Annotated in this window: 17 protein-coding genes, 2 tRNA genes and 2 rRNA genes; 7 read left to right on the forward strand and 14 right to left on the reverse strand. The window is 37.7% G+C overall.

The window, feature by feature from the left end; translation table 11 throughout:
- Nucleotides 1-66: 66 nt before the first annotated feature.
- From TOL5_RS18165 to TOL5_RS18180, 4 genes are all read right to left on the reverse strand, one after another.
- The gene (locus tag TOL5_RS18165; RefSeq protein WP_151781307.1) at nucleotides 67-1,530 is read right to left on the reverse strand and encodes a hypothetical protein; all 1,464 of its coding nucleotides are present in this window, start codon (nucleotides 1,528-1,530) and stop codon (nucleotides 67-69) included.
- A gap of 576 nt (nucleotides 1,531-2,106) precedes the next feature.
- On the reverse strand, nucleotides 2,107-3,453 hold the full coding sequence (locus TOL5_RS18170) for a hypothetical protein (protein WP_046761317.1): 1,347 nt from the start codon (nucleotides 3,451-3,453) through the stop codon (nucleotides 2,107-2,109).
- A 350-nt stretch (nucleotides 3,454-3,803) separates the two neighbouring features.
- Complete coding sequence (dcd, locus tag TOL5_RS18175) at nucleotides 3,804-4,373, reverse strand: dCTP deaminase (RefSeq protein WP_004827590.1); 570 nt, start codon at nucleotides 4,371-4,373, stop codon at nucleotides 3,804-3,806.
- 134 nt (nucleotides 4,374-4,507) lie between these two features.
- Nucleotides 4,508-5,101 (reverse strand): LysE family translocator, encoded by a 594-nt coding sequence (locus tag TOL5_RS18180; protein ID WP_004827589.1) that lies wholly within the window; start codon nucleotides 5,099-5,101, stop codon nucleotides 4,508-4,510.
- Between the two features lie 455 nt (nucleotides 5,102-5,556).
- On the opposite strand from TOL5_RS18180, the gene TOL5_RS18185 reads away from it, so the two are divergent.
- A complete protein-coding gene (locus TOL5_RS18185) occupies nucleotides 5,557-6,102 on the forward strand; it encodes a DUF2062 domain-containing protein (RefSeq protein WP_004827587.1) in 546 nt (181 codons plus the stop codon).
- A gap of 24 nt (nucleotides 6,103-6,126) precedes the next feature.
- On the opposite strand, the gene TOL5_RS18190 is transcribed toward TOL5_RS18185, so the two are convergent.
- Nucleotides 6,127-7,002, reverse strand: coding sequence for a 5'-methylthioadenosine/S-adenosylhomocysteine nucleosidase (locus tag TOL5_RS18190; protein ID WP_042086114.1), 876 nt, complete (start codon nucleotides 7,000-7,002; stop codon nucleotides 6,127-6,129).
- A 1,009-nt stretch (nucleotides 7,003-8,011) separates the two neighbouring features.
- Nucleotides 8,012-9,265, reverse strand: coding sequence for an iron-sulfur cluster carrier protein ApbC (gene apbC / locus TOL5_RS18195; protein ID WP_139422559.1), 1,254 nt, complete (start codon nucleotides 9,263-9,265; stop codon nucleotides 8,012-8,014).
- Between the two features lie 306 nt (nucleotides 9,266-9,571).
- Here apbC and TOL5_RS18200 point away from each other — a divergent pair, with 306 nt between their 5' ends.
- The gene (locus TOL5_RS18200; RefSeq protein ID WP_151781697.1) at nucleotides 9,572-9,871 is read left to right on the forward strand and encodes a hypothetical protein; all 300 of its coding nucleotides are present in this window, start codon (nucleotides 9,572-9,574) and stop codon (nucleotides 9,869-9,871) included.
- A 44-nt stretch (nucleotides 9,872-9,915) separates the two neighbouring features.
- On the opposite strand, the gene TOL5_RS18205 is transcribed toward TOL5_RS18200, so the two are convergent.
- Nucleotides 9,916-10,113 carry a hypothetical protein gene (locus tag TOL5_RS18205; protein WP_004827580.1) on the reverse strand — a complete coding sequence of 66 codons (198 nt, stop codon included), beginning with the start codon at nucleotides 10,111-10,113 and terminating at the stop codon, nucleotides 9,916-9,918.
- Between the two features lie 195 nt (nucleotides 10,114-10,308).
- Between TOL5_RS18205 and TOL5_RS18210 the strand changes: the two genes are divergently transcribed.
- Nucleotides 10,309-10,524 carry a DUF6500 family protein gene (locus tag TOL5_RS18210; RefSeq protein WP_151712882.1) on the forward strand — a complete coding sequence of 72 codons (216 nt, stop codon included), beginning with the start codon at nucleotides 10,309-10,311 and terminating at the stop codon, nucleotides 10,522-10,524.
- A 16-nt stretch (nucleotides 10,525-10,540) separates the two neighbouring features.
- On the opposite strand, the gene TOL5_RS18215 is transcribed toward TOL5_RS18210, so the two are convergent.
- The gene (locus tag TOL5_RS18215; protein WP_004827576.1) at nucleotides 10,541-10,837 is read right to left on the reverse strand and encodes a putative quinol monooxygenase; all 297 of its coding nucleotides are present in this window, start codon (nucleotides 10,835-10,837) and stop codon (nucleotides 10,541-10,543) included.
- A 62-nt stretch (nucleotides 10,838-10,899) separates the two neighbouring features.
- Between TOL5_RS18215 and TOL5_RS18220 the strand changes: the two genes are divergently transcribed.
- Nucleotides 10,900-11,121, forward strand: coding sequence for a hypothetical protein (locus TOL5_RS18220; protein WP_199980745.1), 222 nt, complete (start codon nucleotides 10,900-10,902; stop codon nucleotides 11,119-11,121).
- 130 nt (nucleotides 11,122-11,251) lie between these two features.
- Here the strand turns inward: TOL5_RS18220 and TOL5_RS22545 are convergent, their stop codons facing one another.
- On the reverse strand, nucleotides 11,252-11,491 hold the full coding sequence (locus TOL5_RS22545) for a hypothetical protein (protein ID WP_227560644.1): 240 nt from the start codon (nucleotides 11,489-11,491) through the stop codon (nucleotides 11,252-11,254).
- Nucleotides 11,492-11,593: 102 nt separating this feature from the next.
- Nucleotides 11,594-12,394: a hypothetical protein gene (locus TOL5_RS18230; RefSeq protein ID WP_121775821.1), complete on the reverse strand. Its 801-nt coding sequence runs from the start codon at nucleotides 12,392-12,394 to the stop codon at nucleotides 11,594-11,596.
- Between the two features lie 179 nt (nucleotides 12,395-12,573).
- On the opposite strand from TOL5_RS18230, the gene metG reads away from it, so the two are divergent.
- From metG to TOL5_RS18245, 3 genes are all read left to right on the forward strand, one after another.
- Nucleotides 12,574-14,631 carry a methionine--tRNA ligase gene (gene metG, locus TOL5_RS18235; protein ID WP_121775816.1) on the forward strand — a complete coding sequence of 686 codons (2,058 nt, stop codon included), beginning with the start codon at nucleotides 12,574-12,576 and terminating at the stop codon, nucleotides 14,629-14,631.
- A 263-nt stretch (nucleotides 14,632-14,894) separates the two neighbouring features.
- The gene (locus tag TOL5_RS22745; RefSeq protein WP_228740297.1) at nucleotides 14,895-15,323 is read left to right on the forward strand and encodes a hypothetical protein; all 429 of its coding nucleotides are present in this window, start codon (nucleotides 14,895-14,897) and stop codon (nucleotides 15,321-15,323) included.
- A gap of 15 nt (nucleotides 15,324-15,338) precedes the next feature.
- Nucleotides 15,339-16,316, forward strand: a complete 978-nt coding sequence (locus tag TOL5_RS18245) for an MBL fold metallo-hydrolase (RefSeq protein WP_121775815.1) — start codon at nucleotides 15,339-15,341, stop codon at nucleotides 16,314-16,316.
- Nucleotides 16,317-16,460: 144 nt separating this feature from the next.
- Here the strand turns inward: TOL5_RS18245 and rrf are convergent.
- The 4 genes from rrf to TOL5_RS18265 form a co-directional block, all read right to left on the reverse strand.
- Nucleotides 16,461-16,575: ribosomal RNA gene (rrf, locus tag TOL5_RS18250) — 5S ribosomal RNA — on the reverse strand.
- 170 nt (nucleotides 16,576-16,745) lie between these two features.
- Nucleotides 16,746-19,636, reverse strand: a 23S ribosomal RNA gene (locus tag TOL5_RS18255).
- 414 nt (nucleotides 19,637-20,050) lie between these two features.
- Nucleotides 20,051-20,126, reverse strand: a tRNA-Ala gene (locus tag TOL5_RS18260).
- Nucleotides 20,127-20,170: 44 nt separating this feature from the next.
- A tRNA-Ile gene (locus TOL5_RS18265) sits at nucleotides 20,171-20,247 on the reverse strand.
- Between the last annotated feature and the right edge of the window lie 44 nt (nucleotides 20,248-20,291).

The following is a 20,291-nucleotide window of genomic DNA, read 5'->3' on the forward strand; positions in this document are numbered from 1 at the left end:
CAACAAAACCAAATCATCACCTTAAAGTTATAACATAACAGTTAAGCTATTATTGCTAAAATTAATTTAACAAAATTTTAATGAACCATAGCAATTGGGTGTCAAATTTTGATTTACTAACTGTAGATTGGCTAAGGTCAGTTTTACTGGATTAGCAAGCGTTGCATCATTCAAGTCAACCACGATTGGTTTAGGCGTTGTCAATGTTAGACCAATAATTGCACCAATAGCAGCACCTGCAGGAACCTTTACCCTATTTTCTTCTTTTAATAATTCTGTAGTCATTAAACCAGCTACCTGCGGTAACACATTTGTAATATCTACTTCTTGAGTTGCTTTTAAATAACCTAATTGCACTGGTTCTGCGAAAGACATCCACCATCCTTTTTTTGCAACATCACTGTTAAGCATCTCTGCAATTGTTTTACCAGTCATATCATTTGAATCTACATAATTTCCAGGCCAAAGTAAGGCTTGCTGTTGTAAACTTAGATATCCACCAGAACCTGTGAGCGGTATATTATGAAACATGCTTAATGCTTGATTAAAAGTAATATCCATATTTAAATTTTGTACAGCCGATCCATTTGCCAATTTAATTTTAGACTGTGAAGCACAAAATATAAAAACACATATCGAAGGGAAATTAACTTTGAGTTGATTCAGTGGACCACTATCCAATGCGATTGAATCAATTTTTGTTGAAATTCCCTTAACACTTGCATTATCCAATCGACTTCCATTAACCTGAAACTCAGGTATTGAAAATGCTGCTTTCAATGAAGGGAGAGTAATGCCCTGAGTATCTGGGCTATTGGGTTGCGAAGTAAATGTTCTGTTACTTCCCAATGCACTGAGCAAACCTTGAATCTGATGATTTGCCTGATTCCCGAACACAGTTGCTTTTGTCGAAGCTTCACCTGAAGTTGCTGCAATACGCATAAAACCACTCAGTGACTGAATCCCATCTGTGGAAGTTGGAGTAATTCCATTGATTAAACCTGCAGTCAGAAGTCCTGTAATTTTTTCAGCACTAAAACGTAAACCAACTATTTCACGAGTCGATGCTGAATTTGAGTTTTTTACAGCAAACTCCATAAATGGATTAGTCAATTGAGCACTTGTAGATGCCCGACCTGCTGCCCCAAAATCTGGAGGGTTGCCACTTGATGGATTATAATTTGCTGGTAATCCGCTGAGTGAAAGATTCTTTATATCTATATCGCATTGTCCTGCGCCATTTATTCCACCACAACCGAGTTGCAAATTTCTGATATTTGCATTTAAATCCATATCAACTTCAAGCCCAAGCTTGTAAAACCCAATATTGGAACCACTACTATATTTATTCATCAGATTGGTTGAGTCGTTTGGTGCTATATAAGACAAACTCATCAATGCCTGCCCCGTTGTCTCACCCAACTGCTCATCAGTCAAACGGTGTAAAGTCAAAGATTCAGCATATAAAATAGATGTACTAAAAACACTGAAAGAAAAAAGAGTAAAGTACAAAGGCTTAAATGTGAACATTTTTTCTATCCTTAGATGATGTCCAAAATTATTCAGCTCTAACTTTTAACAATTCAGTATCATTTTAAATAAAATCAATATTTCGATCTCATTAAAATTGATTTAACTCAGAGCTCTGCTAATTAATTTAAGCTATCATATTTTTATTTAGTAAATATTAAGAATTAAAAAAATGTAATTTTTTTGAAAGCCTATAGACATTGATTGTTTAAGATATAAATTCTTATCGTAAAACAAAGAACTTTTTTAAATTATTAACAATTAAATCTAATAAAAACAGCATTTATTTTATTTATTATTTTCATAAAAATATCACTAAACAGTATCAAAAAAAACTCTAAATTCATATCTTAGTGATTTACTATAATAAAAAATATTTATTATTTTTTCTAAACACTACAGTCATCATACTGAACAAAACTCTCTTAAAAATGACAATAAAAAACGCTATAAATTTAGTCAATTCAAATTTTATTATCTGGATGATGCTAAAGACATCAGTAGAAGTTTAATTTTTTAAACTTTCTAAAAATTAGAAAAATACACTCCCCTAAACAAATTTAGAAGAGCCTGCTGTTAACAGAATGTCATATTTCCATAACAATTACGATATGGCTGTTCCAATAATGTAATATTCCCATCTCTCGCATTTGAACTAGACGCAATATTACTGACGAGACTACTTACTTTATCTGAAATATTGAGTGTAAAAGCATCCTGAAGATACATACTCCAACCTTTACTCACAGCCGCAGCATAATCTGGATATTGTAAATTCTGTCCAGATAGGGCTATACCAAAAGTATTAGAATTCACATCTATTTGATGCACATTACTTAAGTTATAAGGCATTTGATAAGTACTTAGACCAGAAACTGTGGTACCTAAACCTGTCGCCAACTGTTGTTTAATGTAGTCAGAGATCCCTCCTCTTAATACCGGTAAAAGTGCATTACCAATATTAGCACCAAAAGATCCAGAGCAAATACCAATAATCCTTACACAGGAGTTGCTTGTATTTAATTCAAGTGCAGAAGTTGTTGAAGTACCATTCATGATATCATCGACCACTGCACTTAAATCTAAACCTTGTATTTTCGCCTGAGTTACACGATTTCCAATAACAGAAACCGCTAGACCATTTCGACTCACAGTTGAATAGTTTGCAGTAATTTCACTATATTTTACTGAAGCCAAACCTATATTTAATATTGTTGCATCATCCAATCCTAAAAAGGCACTCGGTGTCGATATTGCATTTGTATTCCATGTATTTGATCTTACAGGTGAAACATTCGTTTCACCTTGCATTGTGAGATTTGCTTTTCCAGTAAAATAACCACTAAATGTGTTTAGACTACCAATCGATAACGGTCCTTCAGCCTTTTCAGCGCCAATACGAATGCCAACCACTTCTCGTGTTGAGGCACTGTTGGGATTTTTAATTGCAAATTGAAAATATGGATTTGTTAAAACAAAATCCTTCATATTTACCTGATTACTGATCGAGTTATTACTATCAAGACCAGCGGGTTGCTTAGGATTTGTTGTTGCAGTTGTAATACAATAGCCTGATGCCCCTACAATACAACCAAAAGAGACATTATCTAAATCCAAGTCACAAGAACCACTTCCGTTGCTGCCTCCACATCCTAATTGAAGCTTTTTTATGTTCGCATTTAATTCAACTGTTGCTTCAAGACCTAATTTATAAAAGCCAACACTACTATCACCTCCAGCACGACGAGCCTCTAAATTTGTTGTATCTGTAGGTGCTAAATAACTCAGACTCATCAACGCCTGACCGGTCGTTTCTGACAATTGTTGATCTGAAAGTGGCTGTAGAGTTGCAGCATAACTTGAAGCCATAGTTAAGCCACTGAATACAAGTAATGCAACATTGAGATATTTAAACTGGGACATAGCGCTTCCATCCTGAGCAAAGCTTGACCTTATTTGTTATTACTACGCTAAATAATCATTCAAATCCGATATGAATAACACAATATAAATCACATTATATTTAGCATATATTTAATGATTTCATTTGTAGCACAGATCAAAGTTTATACCGAGAAAATATTTGTATATTCCGATAAAAATCATTACTTTAAAATAATTTAATAGACATTTAAATTATTCTTAACTTTATATTTTAATTATTAAAAATCGAAGATTTAAATAAAATTATATATCACATTACATTTCTTATATTGATCATTTTAAACATAAAAAAAGCAAGTATTTCACTTGCTTTTTAAACTGATTCTCTTTTAGGTCTTAGGTAAAGTGACCCCTGTTTGACCTTGGTATTTACCACCACGGTCTTTATAAGATGTTTCACAAACTTCATCCGATTCGAAGAATAACATCTGAGCAACACCTTCACCTGCATAAATACGAGCTGGTAAATTGGTTGTATTGGAAAATTCTAATGTCACATGACCTTCCCACTCAGGTTCAAGAGGTGTGACGTTGACAATAATCCCACAGCGAGCGTAAGTTGATTTTCCTAAACAAACAGTTAAAACATTGCGAGGAATTCGGAAATATTCGACTGTACGTGCTAAAGCAAAAGAGTTTGGTGGAATAATACAAACATCAGATTCAATATCGATAAAACTACGATCATCGAAATTTTTAGGGTCTACAATTGCAGAATGTACATTTGTAAAGACTTTAAATTCACGTGCACAGCGGACATCATAACCATAGCTTGAAACACCATAAGAAATTAGCTTCTCACCCTGTTCATCATAACGAACTTGGTTTTCTGCATACGGTTCAATCATACCGTGTTTTTCGCTCATTTCGCGAATCCAACGATCAGACTTAATGGCCATTTATTTCTATCCCAAAACTGTGCTGTTTACTGCGCTGTACTTTAACTGAAATTGCTTTTGAAAGGAATGTTTCTTGCGAAATAGCTTTGCTTCAGTCTGTAAGCAAAATCCACAGCCTTTCACGAGGAACTACCTTATAAACTTAAAAGAGCAGAATAACTGAGTGGTACGGTGAAGCTGACTAAAACCAAAGAAGCTGTTCTTTGCATATTACGTTGATTTAACCAAGTGACTTTATTACTACAGATCACTGAACCGATAAATGTCCAAAAGAATGCAATCGGGATAATCAACAATAAAAATACCAGCATATGAGAGGTATAAGCTGAAGTGTTCTGCCAGACATAAGTTGGAAAAATTGCTGAAGCAAAAAGCAAGGCTTTAGGATTTAACAGCGTTGCTACAAATAGCTCCCGCGCACGAATTGTTGCTTGACTAAAGTCTTCGTCTTGATTCGCTGTACGCCATAACTTTAAAGCTAGAAATAAGATATAACCAGCACTGAATAATTTCAGAATAACGGGCACACTTGGGAACTGCTTAGATACAGTTCCAATGATTAATCCCCAAACAGAAATGGAGATAAAATATCCTAGCGCTTCTGCTGGAATTAAAGGGAGAGATTTTCGAATTCCAACTTGGATTCCAGAAGATGCTAAAAGCGTATTGGTTGGTCCTGGGGTTAAAAGAATCGTCACCACCAGACCGATAAAAAACCATGAAATCATTAAATGACCTCATCTATCAATTGACCGCAGATTAAATCTTTTGATTCAGATTGGCAAAAAAAGAATTGTAAGAGAACATATGAATATGGATAGCAAAATACAAAAATAGTTTTTATTTTCAGTACATTATAATATTATATCACCAAAAGACTGTTAAGTCATTTCATCATTAGTTGTTCCTTTAATAATCATATTTTCATTATTATATTCCAAATATTATCTTTTAAATCAGTATGTTCTATAAAATAAAGTGAACCGGTTCACAAAATAACTTATTAAAATGGAGCGCAGTGAATGTGTTGACCGAATATGACTGATTTTAAGCAAATTTTCAGCTTTAATGTCTATTATTCAATCAAAACCTCCCTTCACTATTTTAGGTATTTTGTCCGAAAGGTTGTTGTTTTTCTCTACATTGATGCACAATAGTAGCCTTTCTTTCATTTTTTAATTTTATGGCAAAGCATTTTTTTCAGTCTTGGCTTCCCTCCCCCGAGCGGGTCAATAATTTGAAATTTATGAAGATTTTTGGTGATAAAGCCTTAAGTCCTCAGCTTTGGTACGTCAATCGAAAGTCAATTTCTAAGGCAATGTTTATTGGTACATTCTGGGGAATTTTACCCATTCCGTTTCATACATTGTTGATCATTTTTTCTGTGTTATTGTTTGAAGCCAATCTTCCAATTGGTTTAATTTTGGCTTGGATTATGAATCCAATCACTATTGTTCCCATTTTGATTTTTGCATTTTGGATTGGCTCTAAAATTTATCATGTGCATATGATCAACAAAGAGATGCTACTGGGCGTTTTCCATCAAATCATCCATTGGATTAAAAACTTTGGGCATGGTCATATTGATTTTAGTTTGGCAAAAATTTTAGCCACAGGGCTTTTTATTGAGGCACTGGTCTGTGCATCTTTGCTTTTTATTGTGACACGTATTTACTGGCGTTGGAGTGTGGTTAAAAAATGGAATGATCGTAAGAATCACCCACTTTAAAACCGCTTCCGACAGGATTGATTGTTATTTCAAAGCCGCTTGTTTTGCTTTCATATATTCAACCACGACATCTAAAACATAGTGCTGGCATGCTTCACCTGTGCCTGCATCGTATGCGCCACCATTGGTAATGTTATTTGATAGCACTCGAATACCCAAAAAAGGGACTTTAAATTGACTGGCAATTTGTGCAACAGAGGCAGCTTCCATTTCTTCAACCGATGTAGCATAGTTTTTATGGAAAAATGCAATTCGATCTAATTCATTATTCCACACATCAGCTGAACCGATGGTACCTTCAACAACATTACCCTGTGTATAATTATTCTGAGCACGATGAGCTGCTGTTAAAAGCTCAGCATCCGCTTCGAACTTCCGAATCGCAATCGGCTCTGGATCAGATTCATCATCAGGTAGTACATCAAAGGCTTCGTTCCATTCTAAAGCGTTTGAACCTTCTCCCAACGCTTTTTTAGGGGTCCTGAAAGCACCAATATTTGTTGTATATCGTCCCAAAACAATATCATAAACTTTGAGCTCTGGATCATGCCCGCCCGATGTCCCTTGGTTAATAATCGCAATAGGCTTATACCGCTCAATTGCGATTGCAGTTGCAGCTGCCGCATTACTCATTCCCATTCGGGTTTTAGAGATAATCACGGGATAGCCCTGATAAGTCCCTTTCCAAAACTTCCATCCCCCCACAGTTTCAACAGTCGCATTGGTCAATTTTGCTGCCATTTGCTCAGACTCAACAGGTAATGCGCCTTGAATTACAATGGGTTGTAAAGCTTTCTGAGTATCGCTATTTTGACTTATATTGTGTGAATCATTATTACACGCTGCCAATAGCAGGGAACCGCACATGCCAATAGCATGGATTATTTTTTTGAATTGCATCATTTGCTCAACAGCTTAAATAAGAACTGGATATTTAAGCAATGAATATACCAATTCCACAAATTTCATTTTTTATATCAAAATTAAAGTATATATGATTTGAATATGTTGGCTATGATTGAAATTAATTCAGCACGATTTTAATCAATTCAGAATGACCTGAAGATAAATCAGCATTTCCCCCTTACCAATCGTCAATTAATTTAATGACATCTTTATCTAACAATTCAATTTTGGTTTTACATTGCCAAAATCTAAGTTCACCAGTGATAGTGAAATGTTAATTAACCTGAGTTCGATAAAAATCCTTGATGAAAGATGATATAGCCAAACCGCCTGATTATTCATACAAGTGATTTGGATGATTCATTTATTTTGTACTTTTGAATCATAGATGGTCTTGCTATCGTGAGGCGACATGGATGTCGCCATGTTGAGCGGGGGTATGAGGATGTACCCCTCGCTCAACGAAAGATTTTTGTCACTTTTCATCTCTGAAAAGTGAAGCATCGCCTACGCAAAACAATTTAAACTTTAGAAGTAAAGAGTGGCAGTGCAAGCTTTAGATCATCAAACAATCTATTGTTCGCTTTCATTTTATTGATCAAGAGAAATGAAACGCTATTGATGGTTGCGCTTGCGGAGCTCCGCTCCTCATCCTAAAATTTGATGAAAACGCAGCAAGACTCCATAGAGATTTATTATTTTTCAATGAGTTGAAGATTTAATTACATCGAACTCAGGTTAATTACAGATTCAAAATCTGAAAGTATCTTTCCAGCATCTTGCTAATTTGTACCACTCTCCCCCCCATCCTTGGCAGTAATCACCTAATCTTTTTTGGCAATAATAAAAACGAGTAGCACTATTAACATCACCATTGGCAGTATTGGCGAGACTAATAAAAACCTTATTATCGAGTAAGTTAAAATATTTCATTGACTTGTCCTCATTCGCCTTTCTTGAATTAAATGGTAAATATCAAGAAAGGCGATCGTATAGAATAAATTTAGAAAATTCGATGTGGATCTTTTTCTACTCGAGGCAAAGCCTTGGCAATTTTTTCCGCAATCAACATATAACTCTCTGCTGCTGCATCTCCCGCAATAACAGAAGGATGACCAGCATCGGCATTTTCTCGAATTTGTACATTTAAAGGTAATCGACCAAGCAATGGAATAGCATATTGCTCAGACAAACGATCACCACCACCCGTACCAAAAATTTGCTCTTCATGACCACAATTCGAACAAATGTGTGTCGACATATTTTCAATCACACCCATCACAGGGATTTGAACTTTATTAAAGAGTTCAATGCCCTTTACTGCATCCATTAAAGCTACATTTTGTGGTGTTGTTACAATCACCGCACCTGTCACAGGAATACGCTGTGCAAGGGTCAATTGGATATCACCTGTACCAGGTGGCATATCAATCACAAGTACATCAAGGTCAGGCCATAAGGCTTGATTAAAAAGTTGCATCAATGCCCCTGTAGCTTTCGCACCACGCCATGCAACGGGGGTATTTTCCTTACCAATTAAATGCCCGATTGAAAGAACTGCCATCCCGTGCGCTTCAAGTGGAACGAAGTTTTCACCTTCAATTTTGGGTGTTTGTCCAGCATTGCCCAACATCGTTGGAATACTTGGACCATAAATATCAGCATCTAAAACACCCACTTTTAATCCTAATTTGTTGAGTGCGAGCGCAATATTTACAGTAGTTGTCGATTTTCCTACGCCACCTTTACCCGATGAGATCAAAATGACATTTTGTATACGTGGATGTTTAGGAATGTCCCGTTGTTGTGGTGCAGCTTTCTGAATCGGTGGATTATTAGGATCAACTTCTGCTGGGGCAGGCTTTGATGAAGCATCAACAACAGGCGGTAATGTATGACTTTCTGCTTTGGGTTGGCTAGAACAACTATGCCCTGCTTTTCCATGTTGTTCGCTTGAGCAGCTTGAGTCATGCTGAATTTTTTGCTGAATCACATGCATGTTTAATTCTTGAATACCACATTTTTCTAAAGCATCGGCAAGATCATCATGGATTTTTTGCAAGTCATCCGCTTCATTGGGATATGTATTGATCGTAAGCTGTAATACTCGTCCAACAACATTCACTTGAGTAATACGATCCTTTAAAGCGTTGTTCGAGTTTGGCAACATATAATTTTGCAAAACGGATTGGACTTCTTCCTCTTTCACCTCCTGCGCGGGAGAAAAAACTGATTTAAGTGAAGAAAGCCAAGACATAGATTTGCTCCAAGTTTGCAAATACAACAAATACTGAAACTATAGTTTAACTGTAAATTGAGCTGAGGGTAAGCAAAGTTCTATTCAGCTTTTTGAATGTCTTTATTAATCCTACTGATTTAGTCGGAATTTATTGGTAAAACTTCATTTCTAACCTATATTCAGTACTTTTATAATCTTTAATGGTCAGTGCAATCTCATCAATCTAAATTGGTAACGTTTTTAATAGATCATTTTCATACAAAATGCGTAAAAAAACGGCTATAGTGATGCTTCTGATCTTAATAATAACAAGGCTTACCGTTAATGAAACTTCGCCATGCTTTGATGCTATCTTTATTTATTTCTAGTTCTGTGATTGCGGGAACATCTACCAATACTGTAAGAACCATTTCTGGGCAACTCATTTCTATAGGTGATAGTTATGCAGATATGAGCACACGGATTGCTCAGTCTCCAATCTCAATGCACACCTACGAAAAGAAAGAAGGGAAAACGACCGTCACTGTCTCAAATTATATTTATGAAATTGATCAGATTTATTATACATTTACAGTTATTGAAAATCACATTCGCCATATTGAATGGACACGTAAAGACCTATAATAGGAAAAGCCTCTGAAGAAAACTTTCCTCAAAGGCTTTTTTACTTAACTCTTATCACTCTCGTCATCTTTTTTATGTTTTAAATCATTGACCTTTTGCTCACCTTTCAATAAGGTTTCTTTGGCTTTATGTTTTAAATCATCAGCGACCTTTTCCGCACCCAATTTTGCTTCTTTTGCCTTTAACTTTACATCATCAATTACTTCAGAAGCTTTATTCTTTAAATCGTCTAAGTTAGTCATCTGTCGTTCCTATTTTGATTAAGTTACTTAACAGTTATAGCAACAGAATCGAGATAAAACGTCAAAAACTGCATTTCAGAAACAATTCACCCACAGAATGTAGCGATGTATCTTTTTGTTTCAAAATGAATAAAATAGTCACAACAGCTAAATCCATATAAAGAATTCAATCTAATGGATACATCGAGATTATTTATGCAACAAGCCATCAAAGAAAAAATTATTCGAATATGTAATGAAAAAATTGCCAAAAAGGGTGATCAAGTCGGGCTATCCTTTTATGCTTTTTTCGCGAATAAAAATGATGATCCAGAAACATTAATGCAAGTCGCAGAATGGTGGATTAAAACCCATCAGCTTGATCACTTTGAAAAAGCGAGCAAAATTAAACAAATGATAGAAAACGAATAATAGGTGCTTTAGCATTTTAAAATAGTTCTTGGTAATGCTGCATATGCGTAAAAATACCTTCTTGTCTTGCATATTGGTCAATCAAAGGCACTAATCTCTGAAAATGTGCTGATTGGACATGAGCATCTAATGCAGCTCGATCTACCCATTCTTCAATAAAAACAAAATGACCTGTATTACGTAAATCATGGTACAAGTCATAAGCAATACAGCCCTGTTCTTGTTTCGTCTTGTCAATTAATTCTTGATATAAAGGCAAAACAAGATCAATTTTATCTATTTGAATAAAGTCTTCAGCAATGAGTTTAAGCATCAATCAGTTCTAAATGACAATAATGACTTGCAACATAGCATAGAAAACAAACTGAATGGACAATGATGATTGACCATCTTTCTAATTTTATAAAAAAACATTTAAAAAAATTCAACAACATGAATAATAAAGATCAAAAAAAATTATTTTTTAGCACAGATATTTCTTCAAATGATTTTATCTTGATTAAGCATTACCTTTTTAGATATATTCTAGACAAATATAAATATAATGTATTTCCAGCCATTAAGCCTATAAAAATAGGAATTAACAACAAGGCATAAGCAATACATAAATATGCCAACATTTCGAGAAAACGATATAGAGTTCCCTCTAAACATAAAATCAAAAAGAGACAACTTAAAATGAGCAGGAAAATAAATATAGTCACTTTAAACATTTGAGCAGTTTCAATCACTGCTTAGGCTTTTTTAGAATGTTAAAAATCAGAAGGTAGCTAAAGAATGCCAATAAAAATAGCAATGGTGTGAGATACAAAAGCACTTCCATACCACGACTTGGGTTTCGCTCAGAAGCGATACCAAAAAAATCGCCCTGATAGAAATATAATGACATGCTGAATGGAACAACCAAACTTAAAACAGCGCTAAGACTGGCAGCCGCGGAAACCATATATAAAGACCAAGACCGCATCCTGTTCTCCTTTTCCGATCTTGGCATCAGTGTCTAAAACATAAATGTAAAATATTTGATTCTTCGGTGAAATTTAAGTGAAGTTTTTGATATTTTCCTTGCTTAGGATTTTAATGAGCTCATAAAACTTACAGCGCTAAATAACCAAATAAACAATACAAAGCTACGCCCCTGATTAAAATGGCTCAACTCTGTACCATGCAAAATATTGTGACGTGTCATACTCACGGTTGAACTATTGTCCATTTTGTATGCCGCAAGCTCTAAAAAATAATGATTCAATTCATTGGCAATTTTGACCTTATGCCATAAACTCTTGATCTCATGACCTTTTAAACCTGGCACAATTTTATAAACATCAATAAATTTAGTGTCCTGTTGTTTTAAATACCCATTTTGAAGTAAAACTGCTGTCAGTAAACCTTCTAATTGTGCATATAGCAAAGGTATACATCCTGCATAAAGTTCTAATTCATAGAGTTTAAAACTTTGTGCTAATACAGCTTTGTATTGAGCTTTTGACTCACCAATATCTAATAGCTCAAAAGCATCTAGCAAGCTGCTTTGAAAAAACTCAGTATTGATCACATCCAAAAGATTAAATTCTGAAATCTCTTTAGCCTCATGAATGAGTTGCCAAAAATATAAAAGGTTTAATGCATCATTAGCAACCTTCGCATCCACAGGTTGATCTAATTGATCTGCAAGTACATCGAAATATTTTTCTTCTTGCGCCATATCTCTGAGCGTCTGAATTAAAAACTGATGCTCATCCTCAGAAATATCGTCTAGATACTGTTGTGCTTGTTTTAAAATATTTTTTTCAAACTGTGCTTTGGTTTTTTGATTTTGTGCAATACGAATTACAGGTTGATCATCATCAAAATCATCTTCATCAATCATTACTTTATTACTCATGAGCATGCTTCAATCGTTGATTCTATAATAATAAATCGTTGGGTATATGAATATGATTAAAAATCCACATTTCAAAAGAATTCACCTATTCAGTTGTGCATCTTGATAGCAATTACGTTAAAATCAACACCCTTGCCTTAACTTTGAGAAAGAGAGTTATATCCGTGCGAAATATCTTAGTCACTAACGCCCTTCCATACGCAAATGGTCCTATTCATATGGGTCATCTACTCGGCTACATCCAAGCAGATATCTGGGTTCGTGCCATGCGTGCAATGGGTCATGATGTGACTTATGTATGTGCGGATGATGCTCATGGTACAGCCATTATGCTTCGCGCTGAGGCGAATGGAATTACCCCTGAAGAACAAATTGCCAATGTTCAGAAAGAACATATTCGTGATTTCGATGGTTTTGGTGTGCATTTTGATCACTATGATTCAACCAATAGTGATGAAAATAAGGCTCGCTCTGAAGAAATTTATATCAAAAACCGTGAAGCAGGAAATATCGCGATTCGTCCTGTAACACAATTATTTGATCCTGAAAAAAGCATGTTTCTTTCAGATCGATTTATTAAAGGCACATGCCCAAAATGTAAAGCTGAAGATCAGTATGGCGACTCATGTGAAGTCTGTGGAACCACATACAATGCAACAGAATTGTTGAATCCACGCTCAACTTTAAGTGGTGCGACACCTGTTGAAAAATCATCTGATCATTACTTTTTCAAACTGCCTAATTTTGCAGAATATTTACAAAAATGGACGCGTGACGAAGGTCGTCTACCTGTATCTATCGCAAATAAATTAGATGAATGGTTTGATAATGGTTTAAACGACTGGGATATTTCTCGTGACGCTCCATATTTCGGTTTTGAAATACCCGATGCACCTAATAAATACTTCTATGTATGGGTTGATGCACCCATTGGCTATATGTCGAGTTTTGAAAATTACATCAAAACCAAGCGACCAGAATTAAATTTTGATGCATTTTGGAAAAAAGATTCTAAAAATGAGGTGTATCACTTCATTGGTAAAGATATTGTTTATTTCCATGCGCTGTTCTGGCCTGCAATGCTTGAAGGTGCAAATTACCGCACTCCTACAGGTCTATTCGTAAATGGTTTCTTAACTGTGAATGGTCAGAAGATGTCAAAGTCTCGCGGTACCTTCATCAAAGCTGAAACCTATTTACAGCATTTGAATCCAGAATATTTACGTTATTACTTTGCTTCCAAACTGTCTGATAAGGTTGAAGATTCTGACTTAAATCTTGATGATTTCGTACAGAAAGTGAACTCAGATTTGGTCGGTAAAGTAGTCAATATTGCCAGTCGTTGTGCAAAATTCATTAACACCAAATTTGACAATACCTTATCAAAGACCTGTACAGAGACTGCTTTAATTCAAGGCTTTATCGATGCTGGTGATTCAATTGCCAAAGCTTATGAAGCACGTGAATTTTCTACTGCCATTCGTGAAATCATGGCACTTGCTGATCGTGCAAATCAGTATATTGATGAGAAAAAACCTTGGGCTTTGGCAAAAATCGAAGGTGAAGAACAACAAGTTCATGATGTCTGTTCAGTGGGTATTAACCTGTTCCGCCAATTAGCTGTTTATCTCGCACCTGTTTTGCCAACGCTTGCCCAACAAGTCCAAGATTTCTTAAAACTGGATCGTTTTGATTTTGCTTCACGTCAAAATATCTTAACAGCACATGAAATTTCACAATTCCAACCATTGATGCAACGTGTAGACCCTAAAGCGGTAGCTGCTATGGTTGATGCATCTAAAGACTCTTTGACTTCTGCGGCTGAACCAGCAAAAGTTGAAAAGAAAAAAGAGAAGAAAGTTGAGAAAAAGCCTGAACCTAAAGTGGGTGAAGCTGAAATTATTGGTATTGAAGACTTTATCAAAGTTGATCTCCGTGTCGCAGAAGTTGTAGACGCTGCCCATGTTGAAGGATCAGATAAATTACTCCAACTGACCTTAAATGTTGGCGAAGCAGAACCACGTAATGTATTCAGTGGAATCCGTGAATTCTATGCACCAGAAGATTTAAAAGGGAAATTGGTCGTGATGGTTGCTAACCTCGCTCCACGTAAAATGCGCTTTGGTATTTCCAATGGAATGGTGCTTGCTGCTGGAAATGGTGAAGGTGTTTGGGTCATTTCACCTGAATCTGGTGCAAAAGCTGGTGACAAAGTCTCATAATTAGCAATCCAATGATTTTTGAAAGGCTTCTTCGGAAGCCTTTTTTATGTTATGTTCAAGAATAAAATCAAGATAAAGCTCATAATATGGCAATTACAAAAACCAGCCTTTCACAAAAAGCTAAATGGCAAAGTTCAGCATTTGTCATTTGGGGACCATTTATTGGAACTTTGATTATTGCAATCACATTTCATAGCCATATTATGTTCGGTGATCCAATACGATTTTTAAAAGGTCTCATTACGCCCTCGATCATATTTCCAATGATTGGAGGACTATTCTTAATTACACCGTTTGGTTATTTACTTGGCATTATTCCTGCAATAATCATTCAATTATTATTCCAACATTTCTTTGCCAGAAAGCTCGCTCAAATCCCCTTAATGCGATGCATAATCTATGGCGCAATGTTAGGATTAATGCTTTCACCCTTTATCCTTATTCTTTCCATACTCACTCCATCACCTATATTCACATTTAGTTATCTGCAATTTATTCTCATCCTTCCCACAACCTTAATTTGTACTATTATTGAATGGAAAAGAATCCAAAAAAAAGGCAAATCAACTGAAGCACTCACACCAACACTTTTGAGAATCATAAAAAATTCGCTTACAAAAGCAGAATTTTTTTCATCAATAAAAAGCTCAGCGACAGATCAATCCATGCTACAAAATAATTCATTAAATTAATATTGAACATACCCAATGAAAAATATTGTCCAATCTTTGTCAGTACTCTGCGTTTGTTTATTTCCACTTGCATCAAAGGCAGATGTTCAAAAAACTTTACCGATTATTGAGCAACAGCCGCAAGTTTCTGGTTTTTACCAACACCAAGTTGGTGATACACAAATTACAGCCTTACTAGATGGCACAAATTTTATGTCGCCTACACTCTTTAAAGATATTTCATCAGACAAAGTTCAAGAAATTTTAAAAAAGTACCACGCTGATCAAGCAAAAGGTGTACAAACCTCAGTCAATGCTTTTCTGGTTAATACTGGAAAGTCTTTAGTTTTAGTTGATAGTGGTACTGCGGATTGTTTTGGTACTCACTTAGGCTCTGTACTGAAAAATCTGAAAGCTTCAGGCTATCAACCAGAACAAGTTAATACCATTTTACTCACGCATTTACATCCTGATCATTCCTGTGGTGTCAGTAAAAATGGTATCGCTAATTTCCCCAATGCCACCATTTATGTCTCAGAAAGAGAAGCGAGTTATTGGCTAAATCCAAAACAAGCTGAAAAAATAGCGCAAAATAAGCGCCAAAATTATGTTGCTACTGTAGAGAAAATTAAAGCTGCTCTTGCACCTTATCAAGCGAAACAGCAATTTAAAACCTTTAAACTCGGTGACAAAATCAATGGCTTTGAAGTGATCAACACTGCTGGTCATACACCAGGCCATTTCAGCTATAAACTCAAAACTACAGATGAAGATGTTATCTTTATTGGTGATATTGTGCATTCTCACACTGTTCAATTTGATAGACCAGAAACAGCGATCGAATATGATATTGATCCTAAAATGGCTGTACAAACACGTTTAAAACAATTTACAGACTATGCTAAAAATGGACAAACTATAGCAGCACCTCACTTACCTTTTCCAGGCATTGGTCATATCTACTCAGCAGATGGGAAAAGCTATCAATGGATTCCAATCCACTTTAAAGACTGACTTATTTTTGCTTTAACGGCAATTGATATAAGCTCTACCACAAGGTAGTGCTTTTATTTCTCTTCTTAATTTTTTCTCATTTCTATCTTTTCTTTACACATAAAAAAACACCCTCAACTTAGTTGAGGGTGTTTTAGAATTAAAAGCTGGCGATGACTTACTCTCACATGGGTAACCCCACACTACCATCAGCGCTAAGAGGTTTCACTTCTGAGTTCGGGAAGGGATCAGGTGGTTCACTCTTGCTATTGTCGCCAGCAAACTGTTATGGACTTTTTCGGGTCTTATGGGTATGCCTTACTTTGTTCCAAATGAGTTTAACAGAAGAACATTTGAGTTGGTTATTTTAACTAGCTTTACAACTAAATCAAGTTTCTTTGATCTTTTATGAATCAAATGATGCTTCATATACAACTGCTTGGGTGTTGTATAGTCAAGCCTCACGAGCAATTAGTATTGGTCAGCTTCATGCGTCACCGCACTTCCACATCCAACCTATCAACGTCGTAGTCTTCAACGGCTCTTTAGAGGACATAAAGTCCTAGGGAAATCTTATCTTGAGGTAGGCTTCCCGCTTAGATGCTTTCAGCGGTTATCCCTTCCGAACATAGCTACCCGGCGATGCGACTGGCGTCACAACCGGTACACCAGAGGTTCGTCCACTCTGGTCCTCTCGTACTAGGAGCAGATCCTCTCAAATTTCCAACGCCCACGGTAGATAGGGACCGAACTGTCTCACGACGTTCTAAACCCAGCTCGCGTACCTCTTTAAATGGCGAACAGCCATACCCTTGGGACCTGCTTCAGCCCCAGGATGAGATGAGCCGACATCGAGGTGCCAAACACCGCCGTCGATATGAACTCTTGGGCGGTATCAGCCTGTTATCCCCAGAGTACCTTTTATCCGTTGAGCGATGGCCCTTCCATACAGAACCACCGGATCACTAAGACCTACTTTCGTACCTGCTCGACTTGTGGGTCTCGCAGTTAAGCGCGCTTTTGCCTTTATACTCTACGCGTGATTTCCGACCACGCTGAGCGCACCTTCGTACTCCTCCGTTACTCTTTAGGAGGAGACCGCCCCAGTCAAACTACCCACCAGACATGGTCCTCGTCCCGGATAACGGGACAGAGTTAGAACCTCAATATTACCAGGGTGGTATTTCAAGGATGGCTCCATAGCAACTGGCGTCGCTACTTCTAAGCCTCCCACCTATCCTACACAAGTAAGATCAAAGTTCAATGTCAAGCTGCAGTAAAGGTTCACGGGGTCTTTCCGTCTAGCCGCGGGTACACCGCATCTTCACGGCGATTTCGATTTCACTGAGCCTCTGCTGGAGACAGCGCCCCCATCATTATGCCATTCGTGCAGGTCGGAACTTACCCGACAAGGAATTTCGCTACCTTAGGACCGTTATAGTTACGGCCGCCGTTTACTGGGGCTTCGATCAAGAGCTTCGCTTACGCTAACCCCATCAATTAACCTTCCAGCACCGGGCAGGCATCACACCCTATACGTCCACTTTCGTGTTTGCAGAGTGCTATGTTTTTAATAAACAGTTGCAGGGGCCTGGTTTCTGTGGCTGCCAATAGCTCAAGGAGCAAGTCCTATCACCGTCAGCAGCGTACCTTCTCCCGAAGTTACGGTACCATTTTGCCTAGTTCCTTCAGCAGAGTTCTCTCAAGCGCTTTGGTCTACTCGACCTGACCACCTGTGTCGGTTTCGGGTACGATTCCTGTGTAACTGAAGCTTAGAGACTTTTCCTGGAAGCATAGTATCAGCCACTTCACGAGTAAACTCGCTTGCTATCAGTTCTCAGCATAGAGCACCCCGGATTTGCCTAAGATGCATGCCTACAACCTTTCACCTGGACAACCAACGCCAGGCTGACTTAACTTTCTCCGTCCTCTCATCGCATTACACAGAAGTATTGGAATATTAACCAATTTCCCATCGACTACGCCTCTCGGCCTCGCCTTAGGGGTCGACTCACCCAGCCCCGATTAACGTTGGACTGGAACCCTTGGTCTTTCAGCGAACGGGTTTTTCACCCGTTTTGTCGTTACTCACGTCAGCATTCGCACTTCTGATACCTCCAGCATGCTTCTCAACACACCTTCATCGGCTTACAGAACGCTCCCCTACCACGTATACAATGTATACATCCGCAGCTTCGGCATATAGTTTTAGCCCCGTTACATCTTCCGCGCAGGCCGACTCGACTAGTGAGCTATTACGCTTTCTTTAAAGGGTGGCTGCTTCTAAGCCAACCTCCTAGCTGTCTATGCCTTCCCACATCGTTTCCCACTTAACTATAATTTTGGGGCCTTAGCTGGCGGTCTGGATTGTTTTCCTCTTGACTACGGACGTTAGCACCCGCAGTCTGTCTCCCGGATAGTACTCATAGGTATTCGGAGTTTGCATCGGTTTGGTAAGTCGGGATGACCCCCTAGCCGAAACAGTGCTCTACCCCCTATGGTATTCGTCCGAGGCGCTACCTAAATAGCTTTCGGGGAGAACCAGCTATCACCGAGTTTGATTAGCCTTTCACCCCTATCCACAAGTCATCCCCTGGCTTTTCAACGACAGTGGGTTCGGTCCTCCAGTTAGTGTTACCCAACCTTCAACCTGCTCATGGATAGATCACCCGGTTTCGGGTCTATACCCAGCAACTAAACGCCCTATTAAGACTCGATTTCTCTACGGCTCCCCTATACGGTTAACCTTGCTACTGAATATAAGTCGCTGACCCATTATACAAAAGGTACGCAGTCACCAAACAAGTTGGCTCCCACTGCTTGTATGCATGCGGTTTCAGGATCTATTTCACTCCCCTCACAGGGGTTCTTTTCGCCTTTCCCTCACGGTACTGGTTCACTATCGGTCAGTCAGGAGTATTTAGCCTTGGAGGATGGTCCCCCCATATTCAGACAAGGTTTCACGTGCCTCGCCCTACTCGTCATCATTATATGTGCACTTTCGTGTACGGGACTATCACCCTCTACGGTAGCACTTCCCAGAGCTTTCCGCTAATACACATATAACTTAATGGGCTGATCCCCGTTCGCTCGCCGCTACTGAGGGAATCTCAATTGATTTCTTTTCCTAAGGGTACTGAGATGTTTCACTTCCCCTCGTTCGCCTCGCATGACTATGTATTCATCATGCGATACCTACCTTATGGTAAGTGGGTTTCCCCATTCAGAAATCTCCGGATCACAGGATATTTGCCGCCTCCCCGAAGCTTATCGCAGGCTATTACGTCTTTCTTCGCCTCTGACTGCCAAGGCATCCACCACATGCACTTAATTACTTGACTATACAACCCCAAACAGTCGTTAATCCCTACAAGGAGGATCAACAATGTGGATTTAACCACTTCTATTTGTTGCTTGTGAACTTAATCACTGTACAGCTTCAATTTAATTCATATACCAAAACGCTTGATTCAGTTTTATCGCTAGTTCTCATTTCACTCCACATTAACAATTGCTTGTTAAGCTTCATAAAACGAGTTAAACAATTATTTCAACTCAAATATATTCTGTTAATGATTCTCTACCGCCTCGTCAGCAAGTAGTTCACTGTGATAAATCACAGAAGTTAATAAACTCTATAAACTTCAGTTCATTAATTTCTATAATCAATTTCATCTTTCAAATGGATGCCTGCGCGAAGCACAGCTTCTTGCTTAAATTTTCGGACAAAGCGTTGCTTTGTTTTCCCTCAAATTTGGTGGAGACTAGGAGAGTCGAACTCCTGACCTCCTGCGTGCAAAGCAGGCGCTCTACCAACTAAGCTAAGTCCCCAGCTTAAGATCTTAATATATCTGCTCTTCTGTGTTCAGTAGACTTGGTGGGTCTGACAAGACTTGAACTTGTGACCCCACGCTTATCAAGCGTGTGCTCTAACCAACTGAGCTACAGACCCTCAGATACATCAATGAAGAACAACTTGTTGTGGATTCTTACCAA

This window comes from Acinetobacter sp. Tol 5, from assembly GCF_019702905.1.
Classification (GTDB): Bacteria; Pseudomonadota; Gammaproteobacteria; order Pseudomonadales; family Moraxellaceae; genus Acinetobacter; species Acinetobacter bereziniae.